At 37.0% G+C, this 23,550-nt stretch carries 26 protein-coding genes; 15 read left to right on the top strand and 11 right to left on the bottom strand.

Going from position 1 to position 23,550, the window contains the following annotated elements; all coding sequences use genetic code 11:
• The first annotated feature begins 49 nt into the window (after positions 1-49).
• The gene (locus NSS71_RS18105; protein WP_144544756.1) at positions 50-952 is read left to right on the top strand and encodes an NAD(P)/FAD-dependent oxidoreductase; all 903 of its coding nucleotides are present in this window, start codon (positions 50-52) and stop codon (positions 950-952) included.
• A gap of 55 nt (positions 953-1,007) precedes the next feature.
• Here NSS71_RS18105 and NSS71_RS18100 read toward each other — a convergent pair whose 3' ends face one another.
• Positions 1,008-1,730, bottom strand: coding sequence for a class I SAM-dependent methyltransferase (locus NSS71_RS18100; RefSeq protein ID WP_061796924.1), 723 nt, complete (start codon positions 1,728-1,730; stop codon positions 1,008-1,010).
• Positions 1,731-1,885: 155 nt separating this feature from the next.
• Here NSS71_RS18100 and ybaK point away from each other — a divergent pair, with 155 nt between their 5' ends.
• A complete protein-coding gene (gene ybaK / locus NSS71_RS18095; protein ID WP_047940817.1) occupies positions 1,886-2,362 on the top strand; it encodes a Cys-tRNA(Pro) deacylase in 477 nt (158 codons plus the stop codon).
• A 147-nt stretch (positions 2,363-2,509) separates the two neighbouring features.
• Here the strand turns inward: ybaK and cydC are convergent, their stop codons facing one another.
• From cydC to NSS71_RS18075, 4 genes are read right to left on the bottom strand one after another with little or no spacing between them, the layout of a single operon-like run.
• Positions 2,510-4,231: a thiol reductant ABC exporter subunit CydC gene (gene cydC / locus NSS71_RS18090; RefSeq protein WP_341151894.1), complete on the bottom strand. Its 1,722-nt coding sequence runs from the start codon at positions 4,229-4,231 to the stop codon at positions 2,510-2,512.
• A gap of 17 nt (positions 4,232-4,248) precedes the next feature.
• Complete coding sequence (gene cydD / locus NSS71_RS18085; RefSeq protein ID WP_341151893.1) at positions 4,249-5,949, bottom strand: thiol reductant ABC exporter subunit CydD; 1,701 nt, start codon at positions 5,947-5,949, stop codon at positions 4,249-4,251.
• On the bottom strand, positions 5,949-6,965 hold the full coding sequence (cydB, locus tag NSS71_RS18080; protein WP_095322000.1) for a cytochrome d ubiquinol oxidase subunit II: 1,017 nt from the start codon (positions 6,963-6,965) through the stop codon (positions 5,949-5,951). The genes cydD and cydB overlap by 1 nt, the downstream gene beginning before the upstream one ends.
• Positions 6,958-8,361, bottom strand: a complete 1,404-nt coding sequence (locus tag NSS71_RS18075; protein ID WP_047940813.1) for a cytochrome ubiquinol oxidase subunit I — start codon at positions 8,359-8,361, stop codon at positions 6,958-6,960. The genes cydB and NSS71_RS18075 overlap by 8 nt, the downstream gene beginning before the upstream one ends.
• Positions 8,362-8,997: 636 nt before the next feature.
• Between NSS71_RS18075 and NSS71_RS18070 the strand changes: the two genes are divergently transcribed.
• From NSS71_RS18070 to NSS71_RS18060, 3 genes are all read left to right on the top strand, one after another.
• Complete coding sequence (locus NSS71_RS18070; RefSeq protein WP_095258245.1) at positions 8,998-9,852, top strand: Cof-type HAD-IIB family hydrolase; 855 nt, start codon at positions 8,998-9,000, stop codon at positions 9,850-9,852.
• A gap of 216 nt (positions 9,853-10,068) precedes the next feature.
• A complete protein-coding gene (locus NSS71_RS18065) occupies positions 10,069-10,518 on the top strand; it encodes an SRPBCC family protein (RefSeq protein WP_047940808.1) in 450 nt (149 codons plus the stop codon).
• Between the two features lie 249 nt (positions 10,519-10,767).
• The gene (locus NSS71_RS18060) at positions 10,768-11,718 is read left to right on the top strand and encodes an alpha/beta hydrolase (RefSeq protein WP_061796911.1); all 951 of its coding nucleotides are present in this window, start codon (positions 10,768-10,770) and stop codon (positions 11,716-11,718) included.
• Positions 11,719-12,020: 302 nt separating this feature from the next.
• Here NSS71_RS18060 and bshB2 read toward each other — a convergent pair whose 3' ends face one another.
• From bshB2 to pdxK, 3 genes are all read right to left on the bottom strand, one after another.
• Entirely contained in the window at positions 12,021-12,686 is a 666-nt protein-coding gene (bshB2, locus tag NSS71_RS18055) for a bacillithiol biosynthesis deacetylase BshB2 (RefSeq protein WP_047940805.1), read from the bottom strand.
• A 48-nt stretch (positions 12,687-12,734) separates the two neighbouring features.
• Positions 12,735-13,082, bottom strand: coding sequence for a YojF family protein (locus NSS71_RS18050; RefSeq protein WP_047940804.1), 348 nt, complete (start codon positions 13,080-13,082; stop codon positions 12,735-12,737).
• 107 nt (positions 13,083-13,189) lie between these two features.
• The gene (pdxK, locus tag NSS71_RS18045; RefSeq protein ID WP_047940803.1) at positions 13,190-14,011 is read right to left on the bottom strand and encodes a pyridoxine/pyridoxal/pyridoxamine kinase; all 822 of its coding nucleotides are present in this window, start codon (positions 14,009-14,011) and stop codon (positions 13,190-13,192) included.
• A 289-nt stretch (positions 14,012-14,300) separates the two neighbouring features.
• Between pdxK and NSS71_RS18040 the strand changes: the two genes are divergently transcribed.
• The 3 genes from NSS71_RS18040 to NSS71_RS18030 are packed head-to-tail and all read left to right on the top strand — an operon-like array spanning position 14,301 to position 16,032.
• A complete protein-coding gene (locus NSS71_RS18040; protein ID WP_047940802.1) occupies positions 14,301-14,762 on the top strand; it encodes a molybdenum cofactor biosynthesis protein MoaE in 462 nt (153 codons plus the stop codon).
• The gene (moaD, locus tag NSS71_RS18035) at positions 14,759-14,992 is read left to right on the top strand and encodes a molybdopterin converting factor subunit 1 (protein WP_047940801.1); all 234 of its coding nucleotides are present in this window, start codon (positions 14,759-14,761) and stop codon (positions 14,990-14,992) included. The genes NSS71_RS18040 and moaD overlap by 4 nt, the downstream gene beginning before the upstream one ends.
• 17 nt (positions 14,993-15,009) lie before the next feature.
• Positions 15,010-16,032 carry a MoeB/ThiF family adenylyltransferase gene (locus NSS71_RS18030; RefSeq protein ID WP_341151892.1) on the top strand — a complete coding sequence of 341 codons (1,023 nt, stop codon included), beginning with the start codon at positions 15,010-15,012 and terminating at the stop codon, positions 16,030-16,032.
• A 34-nt stretch (positions 16,033-16,066) separates the two neighbouring features.
• Here the strand turns inward: NSS71_RS18030 and NSS71_RS18025 are convergent, their stop codons facing one another.
• Entirely contained in the window at positions 16,067-16,390 is a 324-nt protein-coding gene (locus NSS71_RS18025; protein WP_047940799.1) for a general stress protein, read from the bottom strand.
• 196 nt (positions 16,391-16,586) lie between these two features.
• On the opposite strand from NSS71_RS18025, the gene NSS71_RS18020 reads away from it, so the two are divergent.
• The 5 genes from NSS71_RS18020 to NSS71_RS18000 all read left to right on the top strand — a co-directional run bounded on the left by NSS71_RS18020 (position 16,587) and on the right by NSS71_RS18000 (position 19,071).
• A complete protein-coding gene (locus tag NSS71_RS18020; protein ID WP_061796906.1) occupies positions 16,587-17,336 on the top strand; it encodes a DUF4230 domain-containing protein in 750 nt (249 codons plus the stop codon).
• A gap of 13 nt (positions 17,337-17,349) precedes the next feature.
• The gene (locus NSS71_RS18015) at positions 17,350-18,018 is read left to right on the top strand and encodes a uracil-DNA glycosylase (RefSeq protein ID WP_047940797.1); all 669 of its coding nucleotides are present in this window, start codon (positions 17,350-17,352) and stop codon (positions 18,016-18,018) included.
• A gap of 107 nt (positions 18,019-18,125) precedes the next feature.
• Entirely contained in the window at positions 18,126-18,305 is a 180-nt protein-coding gene (locus NSS71_RS18010; RefSeq protein WP_031540148.1) for a hypothetical protein, read from the top strand.
• Positions 18,302-18,592 carry a YwdI family protein gene (locus NSS71_RS18005; protein WP_047940796.1) on the top strand — a complete coding sequence of 97 codons (291 nt, stop codon included), beginning with the start codon at positions 18,302-18,304 and terminating at the stop codon, positions 18,590-18,592. The genes NSS71_RS18010 and NSS71_RS18005 overlap by 4 nt, the downstream gene beginning before the upstream one ends.
• Before the next feature lie 107 nt (positions 18,593-18,699).
• Positions 18,700-19,071, top strand: coding sequence for a DUF423 domain-containing protein (locus tag NSS71_RS18000; RefSeq protein ID WP_047940795.1), 372 nt, complete (start codon positions 18,700-18,702; stop codon positions 19,069-19,071).
• 151 nt (positions 19,072-19,222) lie between these two features.
• Here the strand turns inward: NSS71_RS18000 and gerQ are convergent, their stop codons facing one another.
• Positions 19,223-19,684 carry a spore coat protein GerQ gene (gene gerQ / locus NSS71_RS17995; RefSeq protein WP_082138241.1) on the bottom strand — a complete coding sequence of 154 codons (462 nt, stop codon included), beginning with the start codon at positions 19,682-19,684 and terminating at the stop codon, positions 19,223-19,225.
• Between the two features lie 269 nt (positions 19,685-19,953).
• Entirely contained in the window at positions 19,954-20,706 is a 753-nt protein-coding gene (gene hemQ, locus NSS71_RS17990; RefSeq protein ID WP_047940794.1) for a hydrogen peroxide-dependent heme synthase, read from the bottom strand.
• Positions 20,707-21,054: 348 nt separating this feature from the next.
• Between hemQ and pta the strand changes: the two genes are divergently transcribed.
• Together pta and NSS71_RS17980 are read left to right on the top strand one after the other, a co-directional pair.
• Complete coding sequence (gene pta, locus NSS71_RS17985; RefSeq protein ID WP_047940793.1) at positions 21,055-22,032, top strand: phosphate acetyltransferase; 978 nt, start codon at positions 21,055-21,057, stop codon at positions 22,030-22,032.
• A 348-nt stretch (positions 22,033-22,380) separates the two neighbouring features.
• Complete coding sequence (locus NSS71_RS17980; protein WP_095322008.1) at positions 22,381-23,226, top strand: lipoate--protein ligase family protein; 846 nt, start codon at positions 22,381-22,383, stop codon at positions 23,224-23,226.
• Positions 23,227-23,550 lie beyond the last annotated feature (324 nt).

Raw genomic sequence — 23,550 nt, 5'->3', positions numbered from 1 at the left:
TCGTAAAAACTAAAGAAACTGGCTTGACTAAAAGAAAGAAGGGAAAAAGATGACCAAAATTCTTGATTGCATTATTATAGGCGGTGGCATAGCGGGATTGCAGGCAGCGATTCAATTAGGAAGATATAATCATGATGTGCTGATTATTGATGCAGAGGATGGTCGATCTACGATATGTAAAAGCTACCATAATATTTTAGGATATCCTAATGGAATCAGCGGCTCAGAATTGCGGAGTTTAGGAAGGAAACAGGCAGAAAGCCTTGGGGTAGAGTTTCTTAAGAGTACCGTTACTTCTTTAAAAAAGGAAGAGGGGCATTTTACGGCAGCAACTGAAAAGGGTCTGTTTCAATCTCGGAAAATTCTCCTTGCAACAGGTGTTATGGATAATGTTCCCCCATTTGCCGAATTGTACCCTTGTCTGGGAATCAGCGTCTACTTATGCCCGGATTGTGATGGATATGAAGTAAAGGATAAAAAAACAATAGTGATTGGAAATGGAAATGTTGGGGCAAATATGGCCCTTACTTTGTTGTATTGGACAAGCGATATTACGTATATTAATCATGGTGGAGAGACTACTTGCGAAAAGCTGGCTAGACAATTAAGTGATAGTGGAATTTCCATTTATACAGAGAGAATAGATCGAGTATTAGCAGATGATTCCCAAATCAAAGGGTATGTATTGGAAAATGGAAAGATGCTCGAGACAAAGCATAGTTTTATTGCATTTGGCGGGAATAAAGTAAAGTCAGATTTAGCAGTGCCTTTAGGAGTCGAGATAATGGAGAATAATCATATTATCGTGAATGCGCGTACGAAAATGACTAATATAGATGGCGTCTGGGCAGCAGGTGATGTTGTGGCTCATTCGGAACAGGTTACAATCGCAATGGGAGAAGGATCGCAAGCAGCTATATGGATTCATAAAGCTTTACTAAAGGACAGCTGAAAATAATAAAAAGAGGTTTCTCAAATGGAGGCTAATCCACCGAGAGCCTCTTTTTTTACAAACTAGCTCTATATACTCGGTAGCCGATTATATCCCCGTAAGTATAAAGAATATAGGAATGGTCCATCAATTTACCTTCTAATTGGACATTCGTTGGTACCGTTCTATCAATTGCTTCATCTTCCTTTTCCATTCCCGTCATCATATGGGAAAAAACAGAGTGTCCAAGTTTTATTTCTACTTTGGGAAAACCCGCTTCCTTCATTAAATCTATCCATTCTTTTTCTGTATAGACCTTTTCAATGCCATAAACTTCACACATATTCTGATGTTCTATTGCATGGAGACTTCTTTCCGCAGTCATTTCTAATAACAGTAGGATGCCGCCTGGCTTGAGCACTCTTTTAATTTCGGCAAGGGAATTTCTGCAATTAGTGAAAATTAGTACAGATTCTATTAAAATGATGTCAAAGCTGTTGGAAGGAAAGGGCATCTTTTCTAGGCTTCCTTGCACTAATTGAATCGACAGATTTTCTTTTTTAAATCGTTCTTTTGCTCTTTGCACCATTGTAGGATGATAGTCAATACTTGTGACAGCACAGGGGTAGTTTTTTTTTATATAAGCTGAAGTTTGGCCAGTGCCGCAGCCGCCATCAAGTAATGTTGTATGGGTCGTAATTTTTTCTTGTTCCAATAAGAACTTTGTTAATGTTAAGCCACCTGGATGTGCACCGCTCACCCCGAAATAGGCAAGGGCATCTTGATAGGTCGGTTTCATTTTATTCCTCCCAGCAAGTCGATTTCTACTTTCCATACTATATGAAGAATATGGGGCTTTGGTTCTGAAATAATTAATATTCATTTTGGGTAACGATATGATATGGTTTAATTAGAGAAAAATTACCAGTGTTAGGAAAGGAAGTGTATATAGCTATGGCTATTACCAAAACAAATGCAATGCGCATTTTGGATGCCGAAAAGATTTCCTACAGTGTACATACCTATGAAAATAAAGATGGGAAAATGGACGGTATATCCGTTGCGGGTAAGATTGGTAAAGAAATCGAAATGGTGTATAAAACACTTGTGGTGAAAGATACGGGGAATGGAATTTATGTATTTGTTATCCCTGTTGAAGCAGAGCTTGATTTAAAAAAAGCAGCAAAAGTAGTCAATGCAAAAAAGCTAGAAATGATTGCCGTAAAGGATATTCAAAAAACAACTGGTTATATTCGGGGTGGGTGTTCACCAATCGGCATGAAGAAAAAGTATGAGACAATCTTGGATGAGAGTGTGAACAAGCAATCCACGATTATTGTTAGTGGAGGGAAGATTGGTGTTCAAATTGAATTGGCAGTTAACAATTTAATCCAAGTTACAGAAGCAAGAGTAGAAGATGTAATTCATTAAATTTTTAAGAGCAGGGCAGGCCGTTCAACATGTCTTAGTAAAGAGGTATCCTCAAAGGCTCTTTTGCGAAAAGGTAACAGAGGAAGAACCGAAACAAATAAAACATTAAGGCGGCCTTCTTTAATGAAGACTCGCCTATTATCGGATTCATTCTGGATGATCTAATGCATATAATTGCTGGTAGCGGCTGCTTGTAGCTAGCAGTTCTTGATGACTTCCTCTCAGAACGATCTCTCCTTGATCCATAAAGATAATTTCATCCATCTCTTCTACACCTACAAGATGATGGGTAATCCAGATCATTGTTTTTCCTTCCAATGTTGTAAAGATTGTTTTAAGTAATGCTTTTTCTGTTTTTGGGTCAAGACTGGCATTTGGTTCATCCATAATAACAATAGGAGTCTTTTGGAGCAATATTCTGGCTAGTGCTACTCTTTGTCTCTCTCCGCCAGAAAAACGTTGGCCTGTTTCCTCCATAAAAGTATCCAACCCATTTGGCAAGGATGAAACTAACTCCTCTAATTGAGCCGATTTAATCGCTTTTATTAGTTCTTTATCCGATGCTTCTTCTACCCCTAGTAAAATATTATTTCGTAACGTTGTTGCAAAGAGGTGAGGTGTTTGATTGAGCACAGATATAATCGAAGAAGTGTCTGCATGAAACGAAGCCGATGTCTCTCCATTATAGGTGACTCTTCCTGTTGTTGGCTGGATTACTCCTTGAATCAATTTCAGTAAGGTTGATTTACCAGCACCGCTACGACCGATGATGGCAATTTTTTTCCCTTGTGGAATATCTAAACTAACATTAGATAGGGATGAGGTTTGTTCTTTCTCATACTGATAAGTAATTTGATCAACTTGAATATCGACTATATCGGTGTCTATGATTGGACGAACTCTTTCGTTTTTCTGTTCAGGAACATTCAGTTTGCTAAGTCTATCCAACGAGTCTTGGTAGGCTGGCAGCTTTTCAAATGCATCAGAAACGACTAGAAAAGCGTCCAGGATTGGCAAGGCAACTAGAATAATAGCAGCAATTAATGTAACAGGAATAGCGCCATCGATATATTGCTTACTAGACCAGAAAACGAGAGAAAGGATAATCAATGCCGCAACTGCTTGGGAAGCAAAGTTGCGCCAACGAGTAAATTGAACAAGCTTATAGTTGAGTTGCGCAACAATCGCTTCCTCTTTTTCGTATTCCTCTATAAAGCCTTTCGACCGACCGCTGATAACCCAGTCGCTAATGCCTAAAATACTATCCGTTAATTTTTGATATAGCCCGTTTCTTCTTTGTTTAAATTCTCTTTGGTTTTTGCGCATGAGCACTAAAGAAAGAATAGGAAAGACGAATAATAATAGACCTAAATAAATTGCCATGAGAATGGCGAAAGGAATATCCAATATTCCAATAGCACATACCACTAATATATATAAAACAGAGGTTGCAAAGGTTGGGAAAATGGTCCGTAAATATATATTTTGCAGTTTTTCAATGTCATCAGAAAGAATCCCTAGCATATCGCCAACTTTAAATCTGCTTTTTAAAAACAAAGCTTGTGGTTCTAAAATTTGATATAGCTTCATCCGCATTTTCGATAAAATGCGCAGAACTGTATGATGACCAGCTAATTTTTCCAAATAGCTAAATACAGCCCGGCTGATACCAAAGGTTCTTACGCCAACAATTGGTACATAAACCATTAATATATTTTCGACTGGAATGGCTGATTTAGAAATAAGATAGCCAGAAGTAAAGGTAAGCATCGCAGCTGTAAGTAAAGCTAGGACACTCAAGAAAAGAATTAAGACAATTCGGCCACTATTTGCTTTCAGAAATGGAGAAATCCATTTGTTTTCATTCATTTTTAGAGTCATCCTCCTTACTGTTGTAATAGCTTATAATAAAAGCCCTTTGCTGCGACTAGCTCTTCATGTGTGCCTGATTCTACAATAGTGCCTTGATCCATGACGATAATTGAATCCATCTCTTTCATCCAATGAAGACGATGGGTTGCAAGGAATACTAGTTTCTCATTAAATAAAGGTAGCATCGTTTCTTTTAATTCGAACTCTGTTTCAATATCTAAATGAGAGGTTGGCTCATCTAACAGCATGATTTTTCGATTGGTTAAAAATGCTCGTGCTAAAGCAATTCTTTGTTCCTGCCCGCCACTTAAGTTTCTTCCTCCATCTCCTAATAATTCATCTAGACCATTAGGAAAAGTAGTAAAAATGTCGTATAGACCAGTCGCTTTTAATGCTTGGATAATTTCCTCGTCGGCAGCATCTGGCTGGTAAAAGGAGATATTTTCTCGTAATGTCATGCTAAAGATATAAGGAGATTGCGGAATATACGTAGTCAGCTGTCTCCATTCCTCTGTCATAAGGCTAGGTAAAGACACACTATTTACAGAAATGCTCCCCGCACAATGTTGAGAAAAACCGCTTAGGAGGTCAATAAGCGTAGACTTCCCCGCGCCACTTTCACCGACAATGCCAATTTTTTTATAGCCATCAATCATAAAGGAAAGGTCCTTTAAGGTTGCTTTTTCCTCGGGATGATGCTGAAAGGTAACATGGTCAAACGTTAAGGAAGGCTTTGTACCTAAAGAAATAGACTGTCCAGTCATTTTGGCAGATTTTTGGGTTTGGATAATCGTTTGGATTGCATCCCCAGCTTCTTTTCCGTCTAATGTTGCGTGATAATCAGCTCCGACCATTCGAACAGGCAGGAAAAATTCTGGTGCCAAAATAAGAATCATCAAGGCAGGTAATAAAACTAAATCACCATTTATTAAGCGTAATCCTAAGTTTACTGCCACCACTGCAACGGAAAGAGAGGTAAAGAAGTCTAAAGAAAAGGAGGATAAGAAGGCTAATCGCAATGTTTTCATCGTTGCCCCGCGATATTGTTCACTTACCTTTTCGATATTTCCGCTATGCTGTTTGCTTCTACCTAGAAACTTCAGTGTGTCTAGTCCTCTTAAAGAATCCAAAAAGTGATTAGATAAGATTTTGTAGGTGGCAAGCTGTCGATTCATTTGGCTGCTAGCTGCCATGCCCACAAGTATTAGAAATCCGATTAAAATCGGCATTGTAACTGTTAAGATTACACCTGATAGCCAATCATTCCAAAATACATATAGAATAATCATGCCTGGAACTATTCCTGTAGCCAGCATTCTTGGTAGAAAAAGCTCTAAATATGTTCTATATTGACTAATCCCTTCAAGGACAAGTGCAGCAATGTTTCCGCTTCCTTGTTTCTTGGTGTACTTAGGACCTAATTCAAATAGTTTTTGCATTAACTGAAGACGAAGCTCTTTACTCGTTTTTTCAGCAAATGCTGCAGCGATATTTTGTTGGATAGTGTGTAAAAAATGCCTCCCTAAAAAAGCTAATAAGAACAATATGATCTTTACATATTGCTCTTGATAGTTTTCTCCGTTATATAAAGAGGCTATTATTTCTGCAAGCCATTTGGCCTGCAGAATAATAGCAGCTCCTTCCACAATGGTTAATATTCCTATAGTTGCGAGAATCGGCTTGATCCTAGTAAGTTTTAAAAGATTTTTATCCATTAGTATTCTAAATGAGACTTCTCAGTAATACGTTTCCGGAACACAATATAGCTCCAAATCTGATAGCCAAGAACAAATGGCAGAAGCGTTAGGGCTACAATTGTCATCACTTTTAAAGAATAGTGACCGGAAGCTGCATTTTGAATGGTTAAACTATATGCATCACTTATTGAGCTAACCATTACTCTAGGGAATAAGCCGATGAAAATGGAAGCAAAAGATAAGGCGATAACGGCACCAGTCATCCCGAAAGCCCATCCATCCATTTTTCGAGAGATAAAGAATCCCCCAACAACAAAGGCAATAACCCCTAATGAGAAGATAAAGGAAAGGATTAAGCCACGTTCTTGGAAAATATCTGTTTTAATATAAGTTAATGCGGAAAATAACGATAATAAGATACCTAATAAAGGCAAAAGCTTTTGTGCTAAATTTCTTGCTCTTTCTCGTAAGTCTCCAACGGTACGTAAGGTAGTAAATACTAGTCCATGCACAAGGCAAAGGACTAATACTGTAAGCCCGCCGGTTAATGTATAATAGTTTACAACATCAAAGAAGCCAGCCTTTAATTCCATATTTTTATCAATTGGCAGTCCTTGCATAAAACAAGCAAAAACAACGCCAAATAATAAAGGAGGAAGGAAGCTTCCTAAGAAAATACACAGATCCCATGCCTTTTTCCATGCAGGGTGGCTATCTTTTGCACGGAATTCAAATCCTGTTGCCCGAACGATTAACGCTAATAAAACAACTACAAGCGGTGTATAAAATCCGCTGAACATTGTAGCATACCAATGAGGGAAAGCGGCGAACATGGCGCCCCCTGCAGTAATTAACCACACTTCATTTGCATCCCAGTAAGGACCAATAGAATTAATGAGTATTCGTTTTTCCATATCATTTCTTGCTAAAAGCTTTGTTGACATTCCAACTCCAAAATCAAAACCTTCTAAAAAGAAGAATCCAATAAACAAAACAGCGACTAAGATAAACCAAAGAACATTTAACTCAAGCATGGAAACCCTCCTTCGCAAACGGGTCATTCGTTACTTTTGTATCTTCTTTTTCCATCAAATATGGCCCTTTTTTAATAACTTTTACATATAAGTAAACCATGATAGCACCTAATATCGCGTAGATGGTACAAAATGCAATAATAGAGAATAATACTTGCCCAGCTGAAACACTTGGGGAAATACTATCTTCTGTTGTCATTAATCCAAAAACAGTCCATGGCTGTCTGCCAATCTCTGTCATAATCCATCCAGAGGTATTAGCGATAAATGGTAAGGAAATTCCTGCAATCATGAAACGGTAGAACCATTTATTAGGTTTAGCAACTAATTTCTTCTTCCAAGCCAGAAATACGCCATATATTCCAAGGAGAATCATTGCTACTCCTGCTGCAACCATGATGCGGAAACTCCAGAAAGTTGTTTTAACTGGAGGGATATAATTGCCATCTCCATATTTCTGCACATACTCTGCTTGCAGATCATTCATGCCTTTTACGCTGCCATCTAATGTGTTGTAAGATAGGATGCTTAGTAGATAAGGAATTTTTACTTCTCCGCTATTTTGTTTGTTTTCTACATCAATATTGGCAAACACGGTCCATGGTGCTGGATCTTCACTTTCATCCCATAATCCTTCACTAGCAGCCATTTTCATTGGCTGTGTTTCTACTAAAAATTGTGCTTGGGCATGACCGGCAACAAGCGTTAGAAACGTAGCGCTTAATGCAACGGTAATCCCGATTTGAAAGGATTTTTTAAAGAAATCAACATCTTTTTTGCCTAACAATTTAATAGCACTAATTCCACATACTAAAAATGCGCCAGTAGCTAGTGCTCCAAACACAGTATGAGGAAACTCAACAAGAACTTGGCCGTTTGTAATAAGTGCAAAGAAATCATTCATTTCAGCGCGGCCATTATTAATTTCAAATCCCACTGGGCGCTGCATAAAGCTGTTTGCTGCTAAAATCCAGAAGGCAGAAATCGTTGTTCCAAATGCAGTCAACCAAATACATGCTAAATGTACTTTTTTTGATAAACGGTCCCAGCCGAATATCCAAAGTCCAATAAAGGTGCTTTCCATAAAGAAAGCGAGCAATGCCTCAATTGCAAGTGGTGCTCCGAATACATCACCAACAAAGCGAGAATAGTTAGACCAGTTCATACCAAACTGGAATTCTTGAAGAATTCCTGTAACAATACCAATAACAAAATTGATTAAAAATAATTTGCCCCAAAACTTTGCCATTTTTTTGTATTCTTCATTCCCTGTTTTCACATAAAAAGATTCCATGATTGCGATAATAAATACTAAACCAATAGAAATGGGAACAAATAAAAAGTGGAATATGGTCGTTGAAGCAAATTGCAAACGCGATAGAAAAATCATATCCATGAGTTTCTCCTCCTTTTTGTATTTTGAACAGATTTGTGAATCTTCCAGTTCGATAAAGCGATAAAAATCATTGCATAAGATGAAATTCAATTAGATTTAATTGAGGCAGTAGGATAAAAAAACTTGTTAAAAGTGCTTTTCCGTGATGTTCATCCTATGTAATTTAATGTTGGAAAAAGTCGATAAACATTGATATAAAAGGTTTTTAACAAAGTTGATTTTTCCGATCGTCTCCTTTTGGTAAATGATAGGTATATCATAATGAAATTTCGTCAGTTTGCGGTAAAGTTCACTCATTGTTTGAAAAATGTTCACATATCCGTTCACAGAAAAGACAAAATAGAAGATGGTTTAGAAAGAAGGCAGAGAAGGGAAAGAGGACAGCGAAGATAGTTCATTATGGGTTGGTGAAGGTATTAGATAGAAGAGTCGCAAGTAAAAGTCAAAATCCGCAAGTAAGGGCATTCCTATTTCTAACCGGTGTGCCTGCTTATAAAGCAAACAGATAAAATAATTTACAAAAAGACAAGCATCTCTTAAAGTTCTCTTCCTTTTGCTGCTTGTTCTTTCATGTTATGATGATAAAGGAATTAGAAAATTATTGATGAAGCTGAATAAATTATTGAGGGTGTTTAGATGATTAAATGCATAGCAATTGATATGGATGGGACGTTATTAACATCCACACAAGAAATCACGAAAGAAAATCGAGAAGCAATTAAAGAAGCACAAGATAAAGGAGTAGAGGTAGTAATCGCTACTGGACGTGCTTATGAAGAAGCAGGAGACCTTTTAAAAGAGGCAGGGGTTATTACACCGATGATTTGTGCAAATGGAGCAGAAATTAGGACGAATGAGCATATCATCGTCGATACAAATCCATTAAGTAAAGATCTAGCCAGACAAATGGCTGAAATTTTACATAAATATCAAGTATATTATGAAGTCTATACTAATAGAGGAACGTATACACTTGATAAAACAGTAGCACGATCACTGATTATGGATATTTTTACTGTAAGTGGCCATGTGAAGGATATGGAAGAGATTAAAAAAGCGGCCGAGGAAAGACTGAAGGAAATTCATCAATTAGATAGTTATGAAGAATTATTTCAAGATGATGACCAGGTTATTTATAAATTATTAGCATTCCATTTTGATCCGATCGTTTTAGGTAATGTTAGAGAGGAGTTGACTAAACTGGAAGGAGCAGCAATTAGTGCTTCCGGTAAGGAGAACTTAGAAATTACTTCTATTCATGCTCAAAAAGGGATTGCGCTTGAGAAATTTGTGAAGGATCGCAACATTTCTCTTTCTGACACGATGGCAATTGGAGATAATTATAATGATGTTTCCATGTTTCAAATGGCTGGCAGAGCAGTTGCGATGGGGAATGCGGTGGAAGATATTCAACGTCAATGCCACTTTGTGACAGGAACAAATGAAGAAAGTGGAGTGGCTCAAGCAATTAGAAAAGCATTAGAGGAATAAGATGGTCAAAAAAGGTAGATGAACGCGAATAAGTTCATCTACCTTTTTTATTATTATTCCCGAGGTTTTAATCCATAAAGAATAAGTTTAATTTCTTCCACTTAATAACTAGGAAAAGGATAAAACAACCTTTAGAAATCAATTATTCAATTTGCTATTTATTCGCTATAATAGAAATGAAAAACCTAAAAAGATAGATTCTATTGAGGTGGAAAAATGGCAGATTTTAATGCGAGTGTTATTATTTGTGAGCCCATTGAAGAAGTTTTTGCTTATTTTGCGGACATGGCAAATGCTTCAGAATATATGAATAAAGTGGTATCAACAGAAAAGTTGACAAATGAGCCGATTGGAGTTGGCACAAAATATAAAGAGATAAGAAATGTTCGTGGAAATACAGTATCTGCAGAAATAGAATATCTCACTTTTGATAAAAATATAGGATTTTTGCGTAGAAGTAGTTCAAATGGATTAATAGTTGATTATGCTTATCGCTTTTCGGAGATTCCTGAAGGCACCCAAGTAGAGTTTGAAGGCACTGTACATGTTAAGGGACTAAAAATGCTGCTTATGCGAAAGTTTCTTGTCAAAATGGTGAAATCTGAAGATAATGATCATGTGCAGAATGCGAAAGAAGTATTAGAAGAAAGAGTAGAAAATTTATAAAATATATCTTTTTGATGAAATGCTGAGGAAAAAGACTTTCCTCAGCATTTTTAATAAAAAATAAATTGACTTTGAATGGGAAAGTTGGTATTGTAAAATTAAATTGTGTGCAACTAAATTTACGAGCAGCAGATAAAACTAACTACTTGTACTCCTTATGTAAAGGAACAGAAAACATAGGAGTAAAAAATTTTAATTCAATAAGTTGTGCGCAATTAAATTTTAAGAAATCAAAAGGGGTAATTTGCTATGAATAACAAAAATCACATTGTATTAGAAGAAGCGGCTAAAAAATTTACAGAAGACACAGCGAATCCACCATATTTATTTGATTTGGAGCCAGCAGAAGGTAGAGTAGCAGTAGATGAAGTACAATCTAGTGAGATAGATAAATTACCAGTGGAGGAAAATGAATTTTTTATTAAAGGTGGACCGGCCAATCAAGTATCAATTAAAATTGTTCGTCCAGAGAACAGCTCTACAACTAAATTGCCAGTGATTTTATATACACATGGTGCAGGATGGGTATTCGGTAATGCACATACACATGATCGCTTAATTCGTGAATTAGCAGTAGGTTCCAACGCTGCCGTTGTATTCACCAATTATAGCCTTTCTCCAGAAGCAAGATATCCGGTTGCGATTGAAGAAATATATACGGTGCTAGAATGGATTGCAGCAAAAGGAGAAGAGTATGCCTTTGATATTAATAAAATTTCTGTAGCAGGTGACAGTGTGGGCGGAAATATGTCCGCAGCGATCACATTAATGGCGAAAGAACGCAAAGGCCCTGCTATTCAAAAACAGCTACTATTTTACCCTGTTACAGACGCATCCTTTGAAACAGATTCTTATAACCAATTTGCAGAAGGGTACTTTTTAAGAAGAGATGGCATGAAATGGTTCTGGGATCAATATACTATTGATCCAAAAGAAAGAGCAGAAATTACAGCATCTCCTTTAAGAGCAACAAAAGATCAATTAGTTGGGCTGCCAGAAGCTTTAATCATTACGGCTGAGGCAGATGTGCTAAGAGATGAAGGAGAAGCTTATGCGAATAAACTTCGTGAAGCGGGAGTAAAGGTAACCTCTGCTCGTTTTGGTGGAATCATACATGATTTTGTTATGCTAAATGCATTGGCGCATACTGAGGCAGCAAAAGGAGCGCTTTTACTTGCAAATGCTTGGCTAAAAGCTTAATTTAGGCGGTTATTCTTTAAATAAAAACATACAGGGACAAAACAAAATAGATAATGGGAATAGATGAACAATTTCTAATATAGCGATTTAATAACGATTGCTTTCACCACTTTGGGTATTTATGTAAATAAAAGCCCGAGAGGCGAAAGCAATTTGTTCTATTACTCTACAGACAAACAAGGTACTGGGGAAAAAGAAGAGGGCTATGGCATCTCTATTTCTCGCAGAAACAGGTGTTTACCACAAACTTTTTTATAATCGCAAGACGTATGTCTCAATCTTTTTCCCTGTTTTCTCCAAAATTAAAATTTATATGTCCAGTATTTTTCCGTATACAATCGAGCTAGAACTTCTGGGTCCTGATTCTTTATTCCTTCTTGCAGGACTGCTACATATTGTTGTGTTTGAGAAAGGTGGGCTGCGATTGTTTTGATTTTCTGTTCTGCAAAATTTTCCACATCAATTTCAATATCTGGCTGTCCAAGGTCTTCCTCTGTGTTCTTGGAAAATGCTACACAGTAAAGTTTTGGTCGTTTAGAAGCTTCTCTCTTTTCGATGGCCTTTACAACAGCAGCTCCTGTAGCATCGTGGTCCGGATGCACAGAATAACCTGGATAAAAAGTAATCACTAAAGAAGGATTTAATTCATCTAGTAATGCTGTAAACTCATCGACTAATACTTCTTCTTTTAGGAATTCGATTGTTTTATCACGATAGCCGAGCATACGGAGATCTTCTAGGCCCATTGCTCTAGCTGCTTCCTTTAATTCATTTCTGCGAATTTCTGGTAAGGATTCTCTTGTTGCAAATGGTGGATTTCCTAAGTTTCTTCCCATTTGTCCAAGGGTTAAGCAAGCGTAAGTAACTGGAACCCCTTCGTGTAAAAATTTTGAAATGGTTCCAGATACACCAAATGCCTCATCATCGGGATGAGGAAAAATAACTAATACTTGTTTTTCTGTTTCCATCTGAGTTCCTCCTTTCATGTAATGAAAAAAGCATGTTCCATTAATTGTTTATTCAAATGGTGTTTCGCTTATTTCTAAGGCTACTGCTAATTTTCCGGTAAAGTCTAAGCCTGCCAATAACAATCTATTTTTATCGTCAATTTCATAGTGGGTGATACCTTCAGCATAAATCCAGCCTATTGCTGTTTTTAAGCCAATTCGATAGGGGCCGTTTCCCGTAATTTTGCCATATTCATAGGCTAGCTGGGCATTGCGGATATAGGCGCCTGAATTGAAGAAGGTTTCATCATTATGGTTGGCATAAGCGCCATTTGTTGTTTCTAAGTGAATATAGATTTTCTTTCCACTAAAACGATCGATTTCGTTTTGCACTTTTTCCATTTGTACAAATTCCACAGAATATCCCTCCTTGCTAATAGTTTATTTAAATAATAAAAAATGGTAAGGGCATACTCTCCTTTTATAATGGCATGGTAAAAGGAGAATATATTGAACTGCTGTTTTTATTTCGCACTAAGCTTTTCTTTTTCGTTACGATATGCTCCATGCATAGTTGGTCCTACATACTCGTTTAATTTAAATCCATTGCTGATAGCTGCTGTAATAAAATCTTTTGCTGTTTGAACAGCTTCTTCTACGGTAGCACCTTTAGCTAGTTCAGCTGTAATAGCAGCAGAGTTTGTGCAGCCTGCCCCATGAGTATACGTTGTATCTATTAGTTCGCTCTCAAAGATAGTAAATTCTTTTCCATCGTATAGAAGATCAATTGCTTTTTCATGTCCTAACTTACTGCCGCCTTTGATGAGAACATATTTAGGTCCAAGTTCGTGAATTTTTGCGGCCGCTTCTTTTAAATCTTCTACTGTTTTAATTGGTTTATCAGTTTGGGCAAGCTGCCAAGCTTCAAAAAGGTTTGGTGTTACCACAGTTGCTCTTGGAACAAGCAATTCACGTAGGGCATCAGCTGTTTCTGGATGAAGAACTTCATCTTCGCCCTTACAAATCATGACAGGATCAATCACAACATTTTTGATATTATTTTCATCAATTAGCTTTGCCGCTGCTTCAATGATTTCGACAGATCCAAGCATTCCTGTTTTCATAGCATCAATTCCCACAGATAACACGGTTTCTAATTGCGCGTTAACTGTATTAATATCCTGGGGAAATACGTTATGGTGCCAATGATTTTTAGGGTCCATTGTTACAATCGTTGTTAAAGCAGTCATACCATAAACACCTAATTCTTGGAATGTCTTTAAATCTGCTTGAATACCTGCACCGCCGCTTGTGTCAGAGCCTGCTAAAGTTAATACTTTCTTCATTTGTTATGCCTCCTATGTAATGGCTATTATTTCAGCGAAAAGTAATTTTGTTTGATTGAATAATTGTAGACCATTTTAATTAATCATACAACTTTTCCGCACCCTTTGCTTAGTCTGCTTTACAAGATGATTTTGCATACCAACGATAAAAAATATGGAAAAGAGCGAAGAGTAGTAAGAGAATTCTGTCTTTGTTTATGGTAACCTTTAAATATAATCTTTACGTTTGAAAGAAAAATGAAAAATCGATATGGAAAAAAGATGAGAGTAGATCGAGAAAGGAATTTATATGAAATTTGAAATAACGGACCGTCCAATTAATTTGCAAGAAGTTATTGATAAGGTTGTAAGAAGAAACGCGGGTGCGATTACTACTTTTATTGGTACGGTAAGAGAAATGACTGCCGGAAAAAAAACATTGTTTTTAACATATGAGGCATATGTGCCAATGGCTGCGAAAAAACTTGCGCAAATAGGGGAAGAGGTAAAGGAGAAGTGGGGAGACATTGATATTGCGATTACCCATCGAATCGGCAAGCTGGAAATCAGTGATGTAGCAGTAGTGATAGCAGTTTCGACTCCACATCGAAAGGATGCCTATACGGCAAATCAATATGCGATAGAAAGAATAAAAGAAATCGTGCCAATTTGGAAGAGGGAACATTGGGAATCTGGTGAAGAGTGGATTGGGAACCAGAAAGGTACGAAAAGGTATGAAGATGGCAGACCAAGTGAGGAGGAATTAAATTGATCCAATTACTATTCTTTGCTGGAGTAAAAGAAACGATAGGAAAAGAGGCAATGGAATTGGAATGGCAAGGGCAGACGATTGCACAGGTTAAGGAATATTTATTAAGTGCCTTCCCTTCGCTGTCTCTTCAAGGAGTAATGGTTGCGGTAAACGAGGAATTTGCAATGGATGAAGATACAGTGGAAGAAAACGATACAATTGCCTTTATTCCACCTGTTAGCGGGGGATGAGGAAGGAGTAGGTACAAATGGATCAAAGCAGATATTCACGCCAAGTTTTGTTTTCCCCCATTGGAGCAGAAGGGCAGAGAATAATTGGCAGGAAGCATGTGTTAATTATTGGTGCAGGTGCATTAGGGTCTTCTGTTGCAGAGATGTTATGCAGAAGCGGTATCGGAAGCTTAACCATTATAGATAGAGATTATGTCGAAAAAAGCAACCTTCAGCGGCAGCAGCTATATACAGAAAAGGATGCTGACGAGAAAATACCAAAAGCATTTGCGGCCGAAAATAGACTAAAGGAAATTAATCGAGGCTGCACAGTGAAAGGGATAATTGGTGAGGCAACCGCAGCGTTATTAGAACAGTTCGTTGAGAATATCGACTTAATAATAGATGCTGCGGATAATATGGAAATAAGAATGATAGTAAATGATATGGCTGTTAAGCATGGAATTCCCTGGATTTACGGGGCCTGTGTCGGGAGTTCCGGGATGAGCTACACGATAATACCAGGTGAGACACCCTGTCTTCATTGCTTATTGAAAACGATGCCCATGACTGGTTTAACTTGTGATACAGTAGGAATTATTGCACCAGCTGTACAAGTGGTCGTTTCTCATCAAGTAACAGAGGCGTTGAAGCTTTTAAGGGGAGATAAAGCTGCTTTGCGCGGATCCTTTTTAACGTTTGATTTATGGAATAATGAATATCACAATGTGAAAGTGAGCCGTGCAAAGAGAAGTGATTGTCCTACATGTGGAGAAAAACGGTCATATCCTTTTCTTGAAAGGGAGAATCAGACAAAGGTAGCTGTTTTATGTGGAAGAGAAACGGTTCAAATTCGTCCATCTAGTCCAAAAAATATTCCTTTTCAACGATTAACAGAAAGCTTGCAAAAGAAAGGATATAAAGTGCGACAAAATCCGTTTCTCCTATCTGTTCAGCTAGAAAGAAACAGAGTAGTCTTTTTTAAAGATGGAAGAGCATTAATCCATGAAACAAATGATGTTGTCTATGCAAAGAAGCTATATGACCAATTATTAGGATAAAAAAATCCCGCATAAAAGAAGGCGGGATTTCTCTTTATTCTTGTGACCCAACAATTACTAATTTACCTGTATCTAATACTTCCTCGTATTTAGCTGCTTCTGCATCTGTTAAGCCTACTGATTGTAATTTAGAACGCAATTCGTCGCCTCTTTTTCGGAAAACGTTGCTGATAGAATCAAGTAAACCTTGCTCCTTCATTGATACATTTCCAGTTTCCGTTGCATTTGTTAAATCCTCAGAACGGTCTTTATCGTGAGCAAAAATGTAAATATTCTCTTTTTTGTAGCCTTGGTTTTCTAATGCATTAATAATATTGGTTGCTTGTACACCGTTTTCTACTACTTCTACTTTATACATAATGATAGCCTCCTATAATAGTGGAATTTATCTATGTTTTTTATATAGCCTCTTAAAATGGTAATCAAACAATTTTTTCGTTGGTAATTTTTTCATCGCCTGCCATTTGGGAAATACTATATAGACAAATATCCCCACAATCGACAAATTTCCCTATATAATAGAAGGAGACAATAATAGGATCAGGAGGAGTTAAATGGTAAGTAAAAAAGAAAAAGAACGAATCAGCCGGGAGTTAGATGCGGGGAAAAGGGAACAGGCAAGTACAGCATTGGAGTTAAATAGCAGAAGGGGAATTCGCTTTCCTTCTTTTGGTTTATATAGACTAATGAATCGGTTAAATAAAAAAATCATGCTTTTTTTTAGTGTGTTAATCGTGATTTTGATAGTCGGAATCGTAGGGTTATGGAAAGTTGCCTTTCCGCAAGAGTCCGTTCTAAAAACAACGGCTTATTTAGAACAGATGAAAGATTTATCCACTTTAGCCACCTCTCAAGCTTTTATAAAAACAATTCTAGAAAAAGAGGATAATGAAATTTTTGGTAAGGAAATTGAGACGGATTTTCCTGGCACAAAAAGAAAAATATTGTTAGTTGTACCAGGGACACTAACAGCTGGAGTAGACTTATCGATAGTTACGGACGAACAATTACAAGTAGATGAGGATGAGAAAAGCATCCATATTGAGTTACCAAAGGCAGATTTTCTTCAGGATCCTTCCATTGATTTTGAAAAAGTAGAAACATATTCTGTTTCAGGCATTTTTAGAGGAGATGTAAAGTGGGAAGAAGCTTATAGTTTAATGGATGAAGCGAAGGAAACGATGAAGAAAGAGGCTGTAAATCAGGGGATTTTAGTGAAAGCAGAGGAAAATGCTCAAAAAACATTGAAGGAATTCTATGGAAGATTAGGCTATACACTTGAAGTAAGCTTTGCCGAAGAATAAAGGAGGAGATAGTATGGCTGCATCATGGGAGCAATTATTGGAACAGGAGCGTCAGAAGGAGTATTTTAGCCAATTGGAAGCCTTCTTAGAAACAGAATACAGAGAATCTACTATTTATCCTAAAAGAGAAGATATTTTTAATAGTTTAACATATACTCCTTATGATAGAGTAAAGGTTGTTATTTTGGGACAGGACCCTTATCATGGTCCGAATCAAGCTCATGGCTTAAGCTTTTCCGTTATGCCAGGAGTAAAAGTTCCACCATCCTTAAAAAACATTTATAAAGAGCTTCATGCTGATCTTGGCTGTCCTATTCCGAACCATGGCTATTTAAAAAACTGGGCAGACCAAGGGGTGCTTCTATTAAATACAGTTTTAACAGTGAGAGCTGGACAAGCGAATTCTCATCGTGGGAAAGGATGGGAAGTATTTACAGACAAAGTAATAAAGATGTTGAATGACAGAGAAGAACCAGTTATTTTTGTGCTATGGGGAAATCCAGCCCAAAAAAAACTTGCTTTTATTGATCAAGACAAGCATGGCACCATTTTATCGACACATCCAAGTCCACTTTCCGCTCACCGCGGCTTTCTAGGAAGCAGACCATTTTCTACTATAAATAGGATGCTTGAAAATAATGGGCAGTCCCCGATCAATTGGTGTATAGATGATTTTTTGTGAAAAGAAGAATATAATAAAGGAAATACGTATGAGGGGTCATTTCTATTAGATAATAGAAGTATCTACTCATTATGTATTTCCTTCTAAGGGATTAGAAAGGGTAGGGAATGGAAAAGAATAAGGTTAATTGTTATAAATGCAAATTCTACTATGTTACATGGGATAGTCAGTTTCCTAAAGGGTGTAAGGCATTCCAATTTAAAGGCAGAACGATGCCATCTGTTGAAGTAAAAAGAGCTTCTGGACAAGAATGCCTGCGATTCCAGGCAAAAGGAGGGATGAAGTGAATATATCAATCCAGCAATTATTAGCTAAAATAGAGGATCAGCTGACAGAAGCAAAAACAAGCAATTCTGACGCGAGAATAAGAGAAAGAGTTTATGCAATTAAATCCTTATGTGAATTGGTTTTAGAACAGGAAAGAAAAGAAGGCGTTACTTATCAGCAGCCTGTTCAGCAACCATCCTTCCAAGCTGTTCAAGCACCAATAAGCATTCCACAACAACCCATACAGACACAAACAAATAAAATTAAAATGGACGAAGGAAATGGTGATTCCTTATTTGATTTTTAAGTACATTTGTTTTACGCACATGAATAGCAACTAAGGAAAAGGATTAAGGAATATCAAAACTTTTTACATAGATTAGTTAGCAAAAAGCCTTAAAAAAGGAGATAAAAATGAAAGTTTTCATTATTATTGGAGCAATTAATGCATTGCTATCCGTTGCTTTAGGAGCATTTGGCGCACATGGCTTAGAAGGGAAAATTACAAATAAATACCTTGAAATATGGAAAACAGGTGTTACCTATCAAATGTTTCATAGTACTGGTTTAATTCTAATCGGTTTACTCTTAGGTAAGTTTCCAGAAAGCAGTTTGTTAAACTGGGCAGGCTGGCTGATGCTAATTGGGATTATCCTATTCGCAGGAAGCCTATACATATTGGCTGTTACCCAAATAAAAGTATTAGGAGCTATTACACCACTTGGCGGAGTAGCGTTTATAGCAGCATGGCTCTTAGTGATTATTGCTGCGTGGAAATGGATGTAATAAGAGTATATTAAAAAAGGATAGGGTGAGCAGATTATAAAATGTTCAACCTATTCTTTTTTGTTTTCATAAAAAGAGAAACATTATCAATCTTAATAAAGAACAAAAAAAGTACACCACTAAATGAGTGATGCACGGGAAGGCTTTTTGGTTATCTAGGCGGGGATGTTGCTAACCCTGGCATGCCAGCGGCAAAAGGATATTCATACTCTATTTCTTCATCAAATGTAACATAATCGATATAGAGCATTAGAATTAAATAGCGAGTTCCAGATTGTGGGTCACTTAAGATAACATGATCTCGCCCTGCTGCTTCAATAATTCCCTTAAAGATTTTGGCGTTCCATTCTCTGTTGTTTTCGAATGTTGCATAGACAGTAGCAATTTTCCCTTTGTTAAGGCGTAAAATATTCTCGATATAAGATGCTTCTATTGGCAATTGTCCTGGTAATGTAGTAGGTGTTGCAGGTGGCGTAGGTGCAGGTGTAGGCATTCCTTGTTGTATTGGTACTTGTTGTTGAAACCCTTGCTGATTTCCATAGGTAGGAATTTGCCCAGGAAAACTCCTATATCCTTGTGGATAACCATAGTTCCCATAATTTGACTGACTCATTTTCATCCCTCCATTATCTTCTATCCAATCTTCACTACATACTTCCACCATTCGAAGTTGACCACAATTTTAGAAATAAGAAGTAGACGGTGAATGTTGTTTCATTCATAGGTCATCGCTCACTATTTCATCCTATGAGAAAAAGGAATAAGTTATGACAAGGAGAGTTGAATTTATATTTAAATTAATGAGAAAAATTAATAAAAAAATGGAGAAGTTCCCAATCATCTATCATCTAGATTCATTAGAAAATTTTCTCCATCTTTATGTTAGTTTACATGTAAATATTCGGTGATTGCTTCTTGTTTTAGAAGGGTTCCTACAAAGAAAGAACCAAATTCGCCATAACGAGCGCTTACTTCATCAAAACGCATTTCATATACTAACTTTTTGAATTGAAGAACATCATCAGAGAATAAGGTTACTCCCCATTCATAGTCATCGAAACCAACAGATCCTGTTATAATTTGTTTTACTTTCCCTGCATATTGGCGGCCAATCATGCCATGGCTGTGCATTAGGCTTCTACGATCTTCCATAGGAAGCATATACCAGTTATCTTCTCCTTGACGACGTTTATCCATCGGATAGAAGCACACATAGCTGGATTCCGGCAGGATCGGGTATAGTCTAGATTTTACATATGGATTTTCATAAGGATCTTTATCGGAATCGGAAGGCAGGTAATTACTTAATTCTACAACAGAAACATAGGAATGAGCTGGGATCGTAAACTCAGCTAATTTAGTTTTATTAAACTCTGTTTCTAATTTCTGTAATTCTTCCATAGTTGGACGGAGAATCATCATCATGAAGTCTGCTTTTTGCCCAACAATTGTATATAACGCATGGCTGCCGCTATTATTTTCTTGAACAGTATTCCATTTTTCCAATAGACCTAGGAATTCAGTGATGGCTTCTTGTCTTTCCTCGCTAGGTAACATTTTCCATGTAGTCCAATCTACTGTTCGGAAATCATGAAGGCAATACCAGCCATCTAATGTTTTTGCTGCTTCACTCATTTATATGTTCACTCCTTATTAATAACGTTAATACGATTTTAACTATATCATAGTTTCTCCAGATTTTAGTGGAATAACCCTTAGGATAATTGTGAACTTATTGTGACTTCCGGAAAATGGAAGTTTCAGTTTGGGCAAAAGAGTATAAGGAAGATAAATATAGGGAAATATCAGATTGTATAAATAGAACTATAACTAATGTTTTTTGTCTTCATCTTCTTTTGATTGGTAGATGAGTGAATCTTGCTTTATATGGGATGAAAATAGAAGAAAGTAAGGAAAATTTCTTGAAATTTTATGATGGTAGAGTATCCTATTAAGTGTACATAAAAAGGAGGAAGAAAATTAATGAGTGATTTATTTACAGGTTTAAAGGAAAAAGTAACGGGCCAAAACGTAAAAATCGTTTTCCCAGAAGCTTTAGATGAGCGAATTTTAAAAGCTGCTGGTCGTTTAGCGGAAGATAAAGTGTTAATTCCTGTTTTAATTGGTGACATAGAAGAAATTCAAGCAAAAGCAGACAATCTTGGTGTTTCATTAGAAAATGCAGAAATTTATGATCCAAAGAAGTATGCTCAATTTGATGCACTAGTTGCTTCTTTTGTGGAAAGACGTAAAGGAAAAGTAACGGAAGAAGATGCTCGTAAAATTCTTTTAGATGAAAACTATTTTGGAACAATGCTTGTATATGCTAACGAAGCAAATGGTCTAGTAAGTGGTGCGATTCACTCAACAGCAGATACTGTTCGTCCAGCTTTACAAATCATTAAAACAAAACAAGGTGTGAAAAAGACATCTGGTGTATTTATCATGGTTCGTGAAGAGGAGAAATATGTATTTGCAGACTGTGCAATCAATATTACTCCAGACAGCCAAGATCTTGCAGAAATCGCTGTGGAAAGTGCGAAAACAGCAAGAATGTTTGACATTGATCCACGTGTTGCAATGTTAAGCTTCTCTACAAAAGGCTCTGCAAAATCACCAGAAACGGAAAAAGTAGAAGGTGCATTAGCAGAAGCTAAATTAAGAGATCCGTTATTAGTAATCGACGGTGAATTCCAATTTGATGCTGCATTTGTTCCATCTGTAGCAAAACAAAAAGCTCCAGATTCTCCTATTCAAGGTGATGCAAACGTATTTGTATTCCCTAGCCTAGAAGCTGGTAACATTGGCTATAAAATTGCACAAAGACTAGGGAACTTTGAAGCAGTGGGACCAATCCTTCAAGGATTAAATGCTCCTGTAAACGATCTTTCTCGTGGATGTAACGAAGAAGATGTTTATAAATTAGCTTTAATTACAGCTGGTCAAAGCTTAACAAAATAAATTTAAAAGCAGGCGTCTCCTTAGAATGGGAGGCGTCTTTTTTGTTTATGTTATCTATCTTCATCTTACTCCCACATGTACAAGAAGCTTAATGAAAATTCTAAGTTATACAAAGTATGGATAGTCGCTGTCACTGATTAAGTGGTTTTTCTATTTAGGAGATTGGAGCGAATGAACGAAGCAGATTTAAGTTTATCCCTAAGTAAGGATACGAAAAATATATCAAAAAAGAGAAGATTGCTTTTGAAATAGCTCTAAATTCGCTATAATAAATCATTGTGATGAATAAAGAGGGCTAAATCTTTTTAAAATAGAATAGATAGTTGGTAAAACAGAAGGAGCTAAGTGATGGTTGGCAGTACTAGTTTATTAAAACAAGAAAAATGGAGAATTATTGATCAGTCCACAACAGGTTTACATGTATCCGCGCTCACATCTTTTGGTATGGATGACACCTTATGTTCTTCCGTGGGAAGCGGGATGGCACCAGCCACGGCCAGAACATGGGTCCATGATCGGACAATTGTATTAGGAATTCAAGATACGAGATTACCACATTTGAAAGAGGCATTAACTTTTTTAAAGGAGCAGGGATACCACTATATTGTTCGTAATTCAGGTGGTCTAGCTGTTGTATTAGATAAGGATGTGTTAAATATATCGCTTATTCTCCCAGAGCAGGAGAAACGAATTGATATTAACAGTGGCTATGATACTATGTTCGAATTGATTAAATATATGTTCCGTGATTATGGAAAAACAATTGAAGCAAAAGAGATTGTTGGTTCGTATTGTCCGGGCAGCTATGACTTAAGTATTGATGGAAAAAAATTCGCTGGAATTTCCCAGAGACGCTTAAGAAGCGGAGTTGCTGTGCAAATTTATCTTTGCGTAAATGGAAGTGGACAGGATAGAGCAGGGATCATCAAACAATTTTATTCTTCTGGTCTACAAGGAGAGACGACAAAGTTTGAGTATCCTGAAATAAACCCTGAAGTAATGGCATCCTTAGCAGAATTGTTAGGAGTTTCTTTAACGGTTGATCAAGTTATGACCAAATTGTTACTCGCTTTAAAGGATCATGCAGAATTTTTATTTGCAGATCAATTACAAGGAGAAGAACTTTCGCTATTTGAATCTTATTATGATCGGGTCGTGGAAAGAAACGATAAAATCATGCAGCCATTTCGCTAAAACCAAAAAGAGGATAAGGAAGGGGACTTCAAGTAGAGAAAATCCCTTTTCTTATCCTCTATTTATAATCGAGAAATGTGCTGCCAACTATTAATACTCTCTCTTTTTAATAAATGTGGACCGCTGCAGTAGCTTTGGGTGATGGGCTAGCCTTTCCCTACGATAAGTCAACATCAGATCGCTATCGCTCACTGTGTTTCCTATATCTCAGGAAATGCTGCTCCACCCCACACGCCGCTAAACAGTCCCTTTCCGCTTTAACATAATCCAGCTCCAGCGCCTATCAGCTAGCAAACTTCAGTCTTCTCCCTACGATAAGTCAAC

Origin of the sequence: Niallia sp. FSL W8-0951 (genome assembly GCF_038006525.1) — a bacterium.
GTDB lineage: Bacteria > Bacillota > Bacilli > Bacillales > Cytobacillaceae > Niallia > Niallia circulans.
The sequence above is the reverse complement of the archived record's forward strand: the minus strand, read 5'-3'. Positions and strand labels throughout refer to the sequence as shown.

Coding starts and splice junctions, on each gene's coding strand:
- cydB (WP_095322000.1), bottom strand. CDS start 6,965: ATGCTTGAGTTAAATGTTCTTTGGTTTATCTTAGTCGCTGTTTTGTTT.
- NSS71_RS18030 (WP_341151892.1), top strand. CDS start 15,010: ATGGATCAAAGCAGATATTCACGCCAAGTTTTGTTTTCCCCCATTGGA.
- NSS71_RS18075 (WP_047940813.1), bottom strand. CDS start 8,361: ATGGATATGATTTTTCTATCGCGTTTGCAATTTGCTTCAACGACCATA.
- NSS71_RS17980 (WP_095322008.1), top strand. CDS start 22,381: ATGGTTGGCAGTACTAGTTTATTAAAACAAGAAAAATGGAGAATTATT.
- NSS71_RS18020 (WP_061796906.1), top strand. CDS start 16,587: ATGGTAAGTAAAAAAGAAAAAGAACGAATCAGCCGGGAGTTAGATGCG.
- NSS71_RS18015 (WP_047940797.1), top strand. CDS start 17,350: ATGGCTGCATCATGGGAGCAATTATTGGAACAGGAGCGTCAGAAGGAG.
- hemQ (WP_047940794.1), bottom strand. CDS start 20,706: ATGAGTGAAGCAGCAAAAACATTAGATGGCTGGTATTGCCTTCATGAT.
- NSS71_RS18105 (WP_144544756.1), top strand. CDS start 50: ATGACCAAAATTCTTGATTGCATTATTATAGGCGGTGGCATAGCGGGA.
- ybaK (WP_047940817.1), top strand. CDS start 1,886: ATGGCTATTACCAAAACAAATGCAATGCGCATTTTGGATGCCGAAAAG.
- NSS71_RS18065 (WP_047940808.1), top strand. CDS start 10,069: ATGGCAGATTTTAATGCGAGTGTTATTATTTGTGAGCCCATTGAAGAA.
- NSS71_RS18070 (WP_095258245.1), top strand. CDS start 8,998: ATGATTAAATGCATAGCAATTGATATGGATGGGACGTTATTAACATCC.
- NSS71_RS18060 (WP_061796911.1), top strand. CDS start 10,768: ATGAATAACAAAAATCACATTGTATTAGAAGAAGCGGCTAAAAAATTT.
- bshB2 (WP_047940805.1), bottom strand. CDS start 12,686: ATGGAAACAGAAAAACAAGTATTAGTTATTTTTCCTCATCCCGATGAT.
- pta (WP_047940793.1), top strand. CDS start 21,055: ATGAGTGATTTATTTACAGGTTTAAAGGAAAAAGTAACGGGCCAAAAC.
- gerQ (WP_082138241.1), bottom strand. CDS start 19,684: ATGAGTCAGTCAAATTATGGGAACTATGGTTATCCACAAGGATATAGG.
- NSS71_RS18040 (WP_047940802.1), top strand. CDS start 14,301: ATGAAATTTGAAATAACGGACCGTCCAATTAATTTGCAAGAAGTTATT.
- pdxK (WP_047940803.1), bottom strand. CDS start 14,011: ATGAAGAAAGTATTAACTTTAGCAGGCTCTGACACAAGCGGCGGTGCA.
- cydD (WP_341151893.1), bottom strand. CDS start 5,949: ATGGATAAAAATCTTTTAAAACTTACTAGGATCAAGCCGATTCTCGCA.
- NSS71_RS18100 (WP_061796924.1), bottom strand. CDS start 1,730: ATGAAACCGACCTATCAAGATGCCCTTGCCTATTTCGGGGTGAGCGGT.
- NSS71_RS18000 (WP_047940795.1), top strand. CDS start 18,700: ATGAAAGTTTTCATTATTATTGGAGCAATTAATGCATTGCTATCCGTT.
- NSS71_RS18025 (WP_047940799.1), bottom strand. CDS start 16,390: ATGTATAAAGTAGAAGTAGTAGAAAACGGTGTACAAGCAACCAATATT.
- cydC (WP_341151894.1), bottom strand. CDS start 4,231: ATGAATGAAAACAAATGGATTTCTCCATTTCTGAAAGCAAATAGTGGC.
- NSS71_RS18010 (WP_031540148.1), top strand. CDS start 18,126: ATGGAAAAGAATAAGGTTAATTGTTATAAATGCAAATTCTACTATGTT.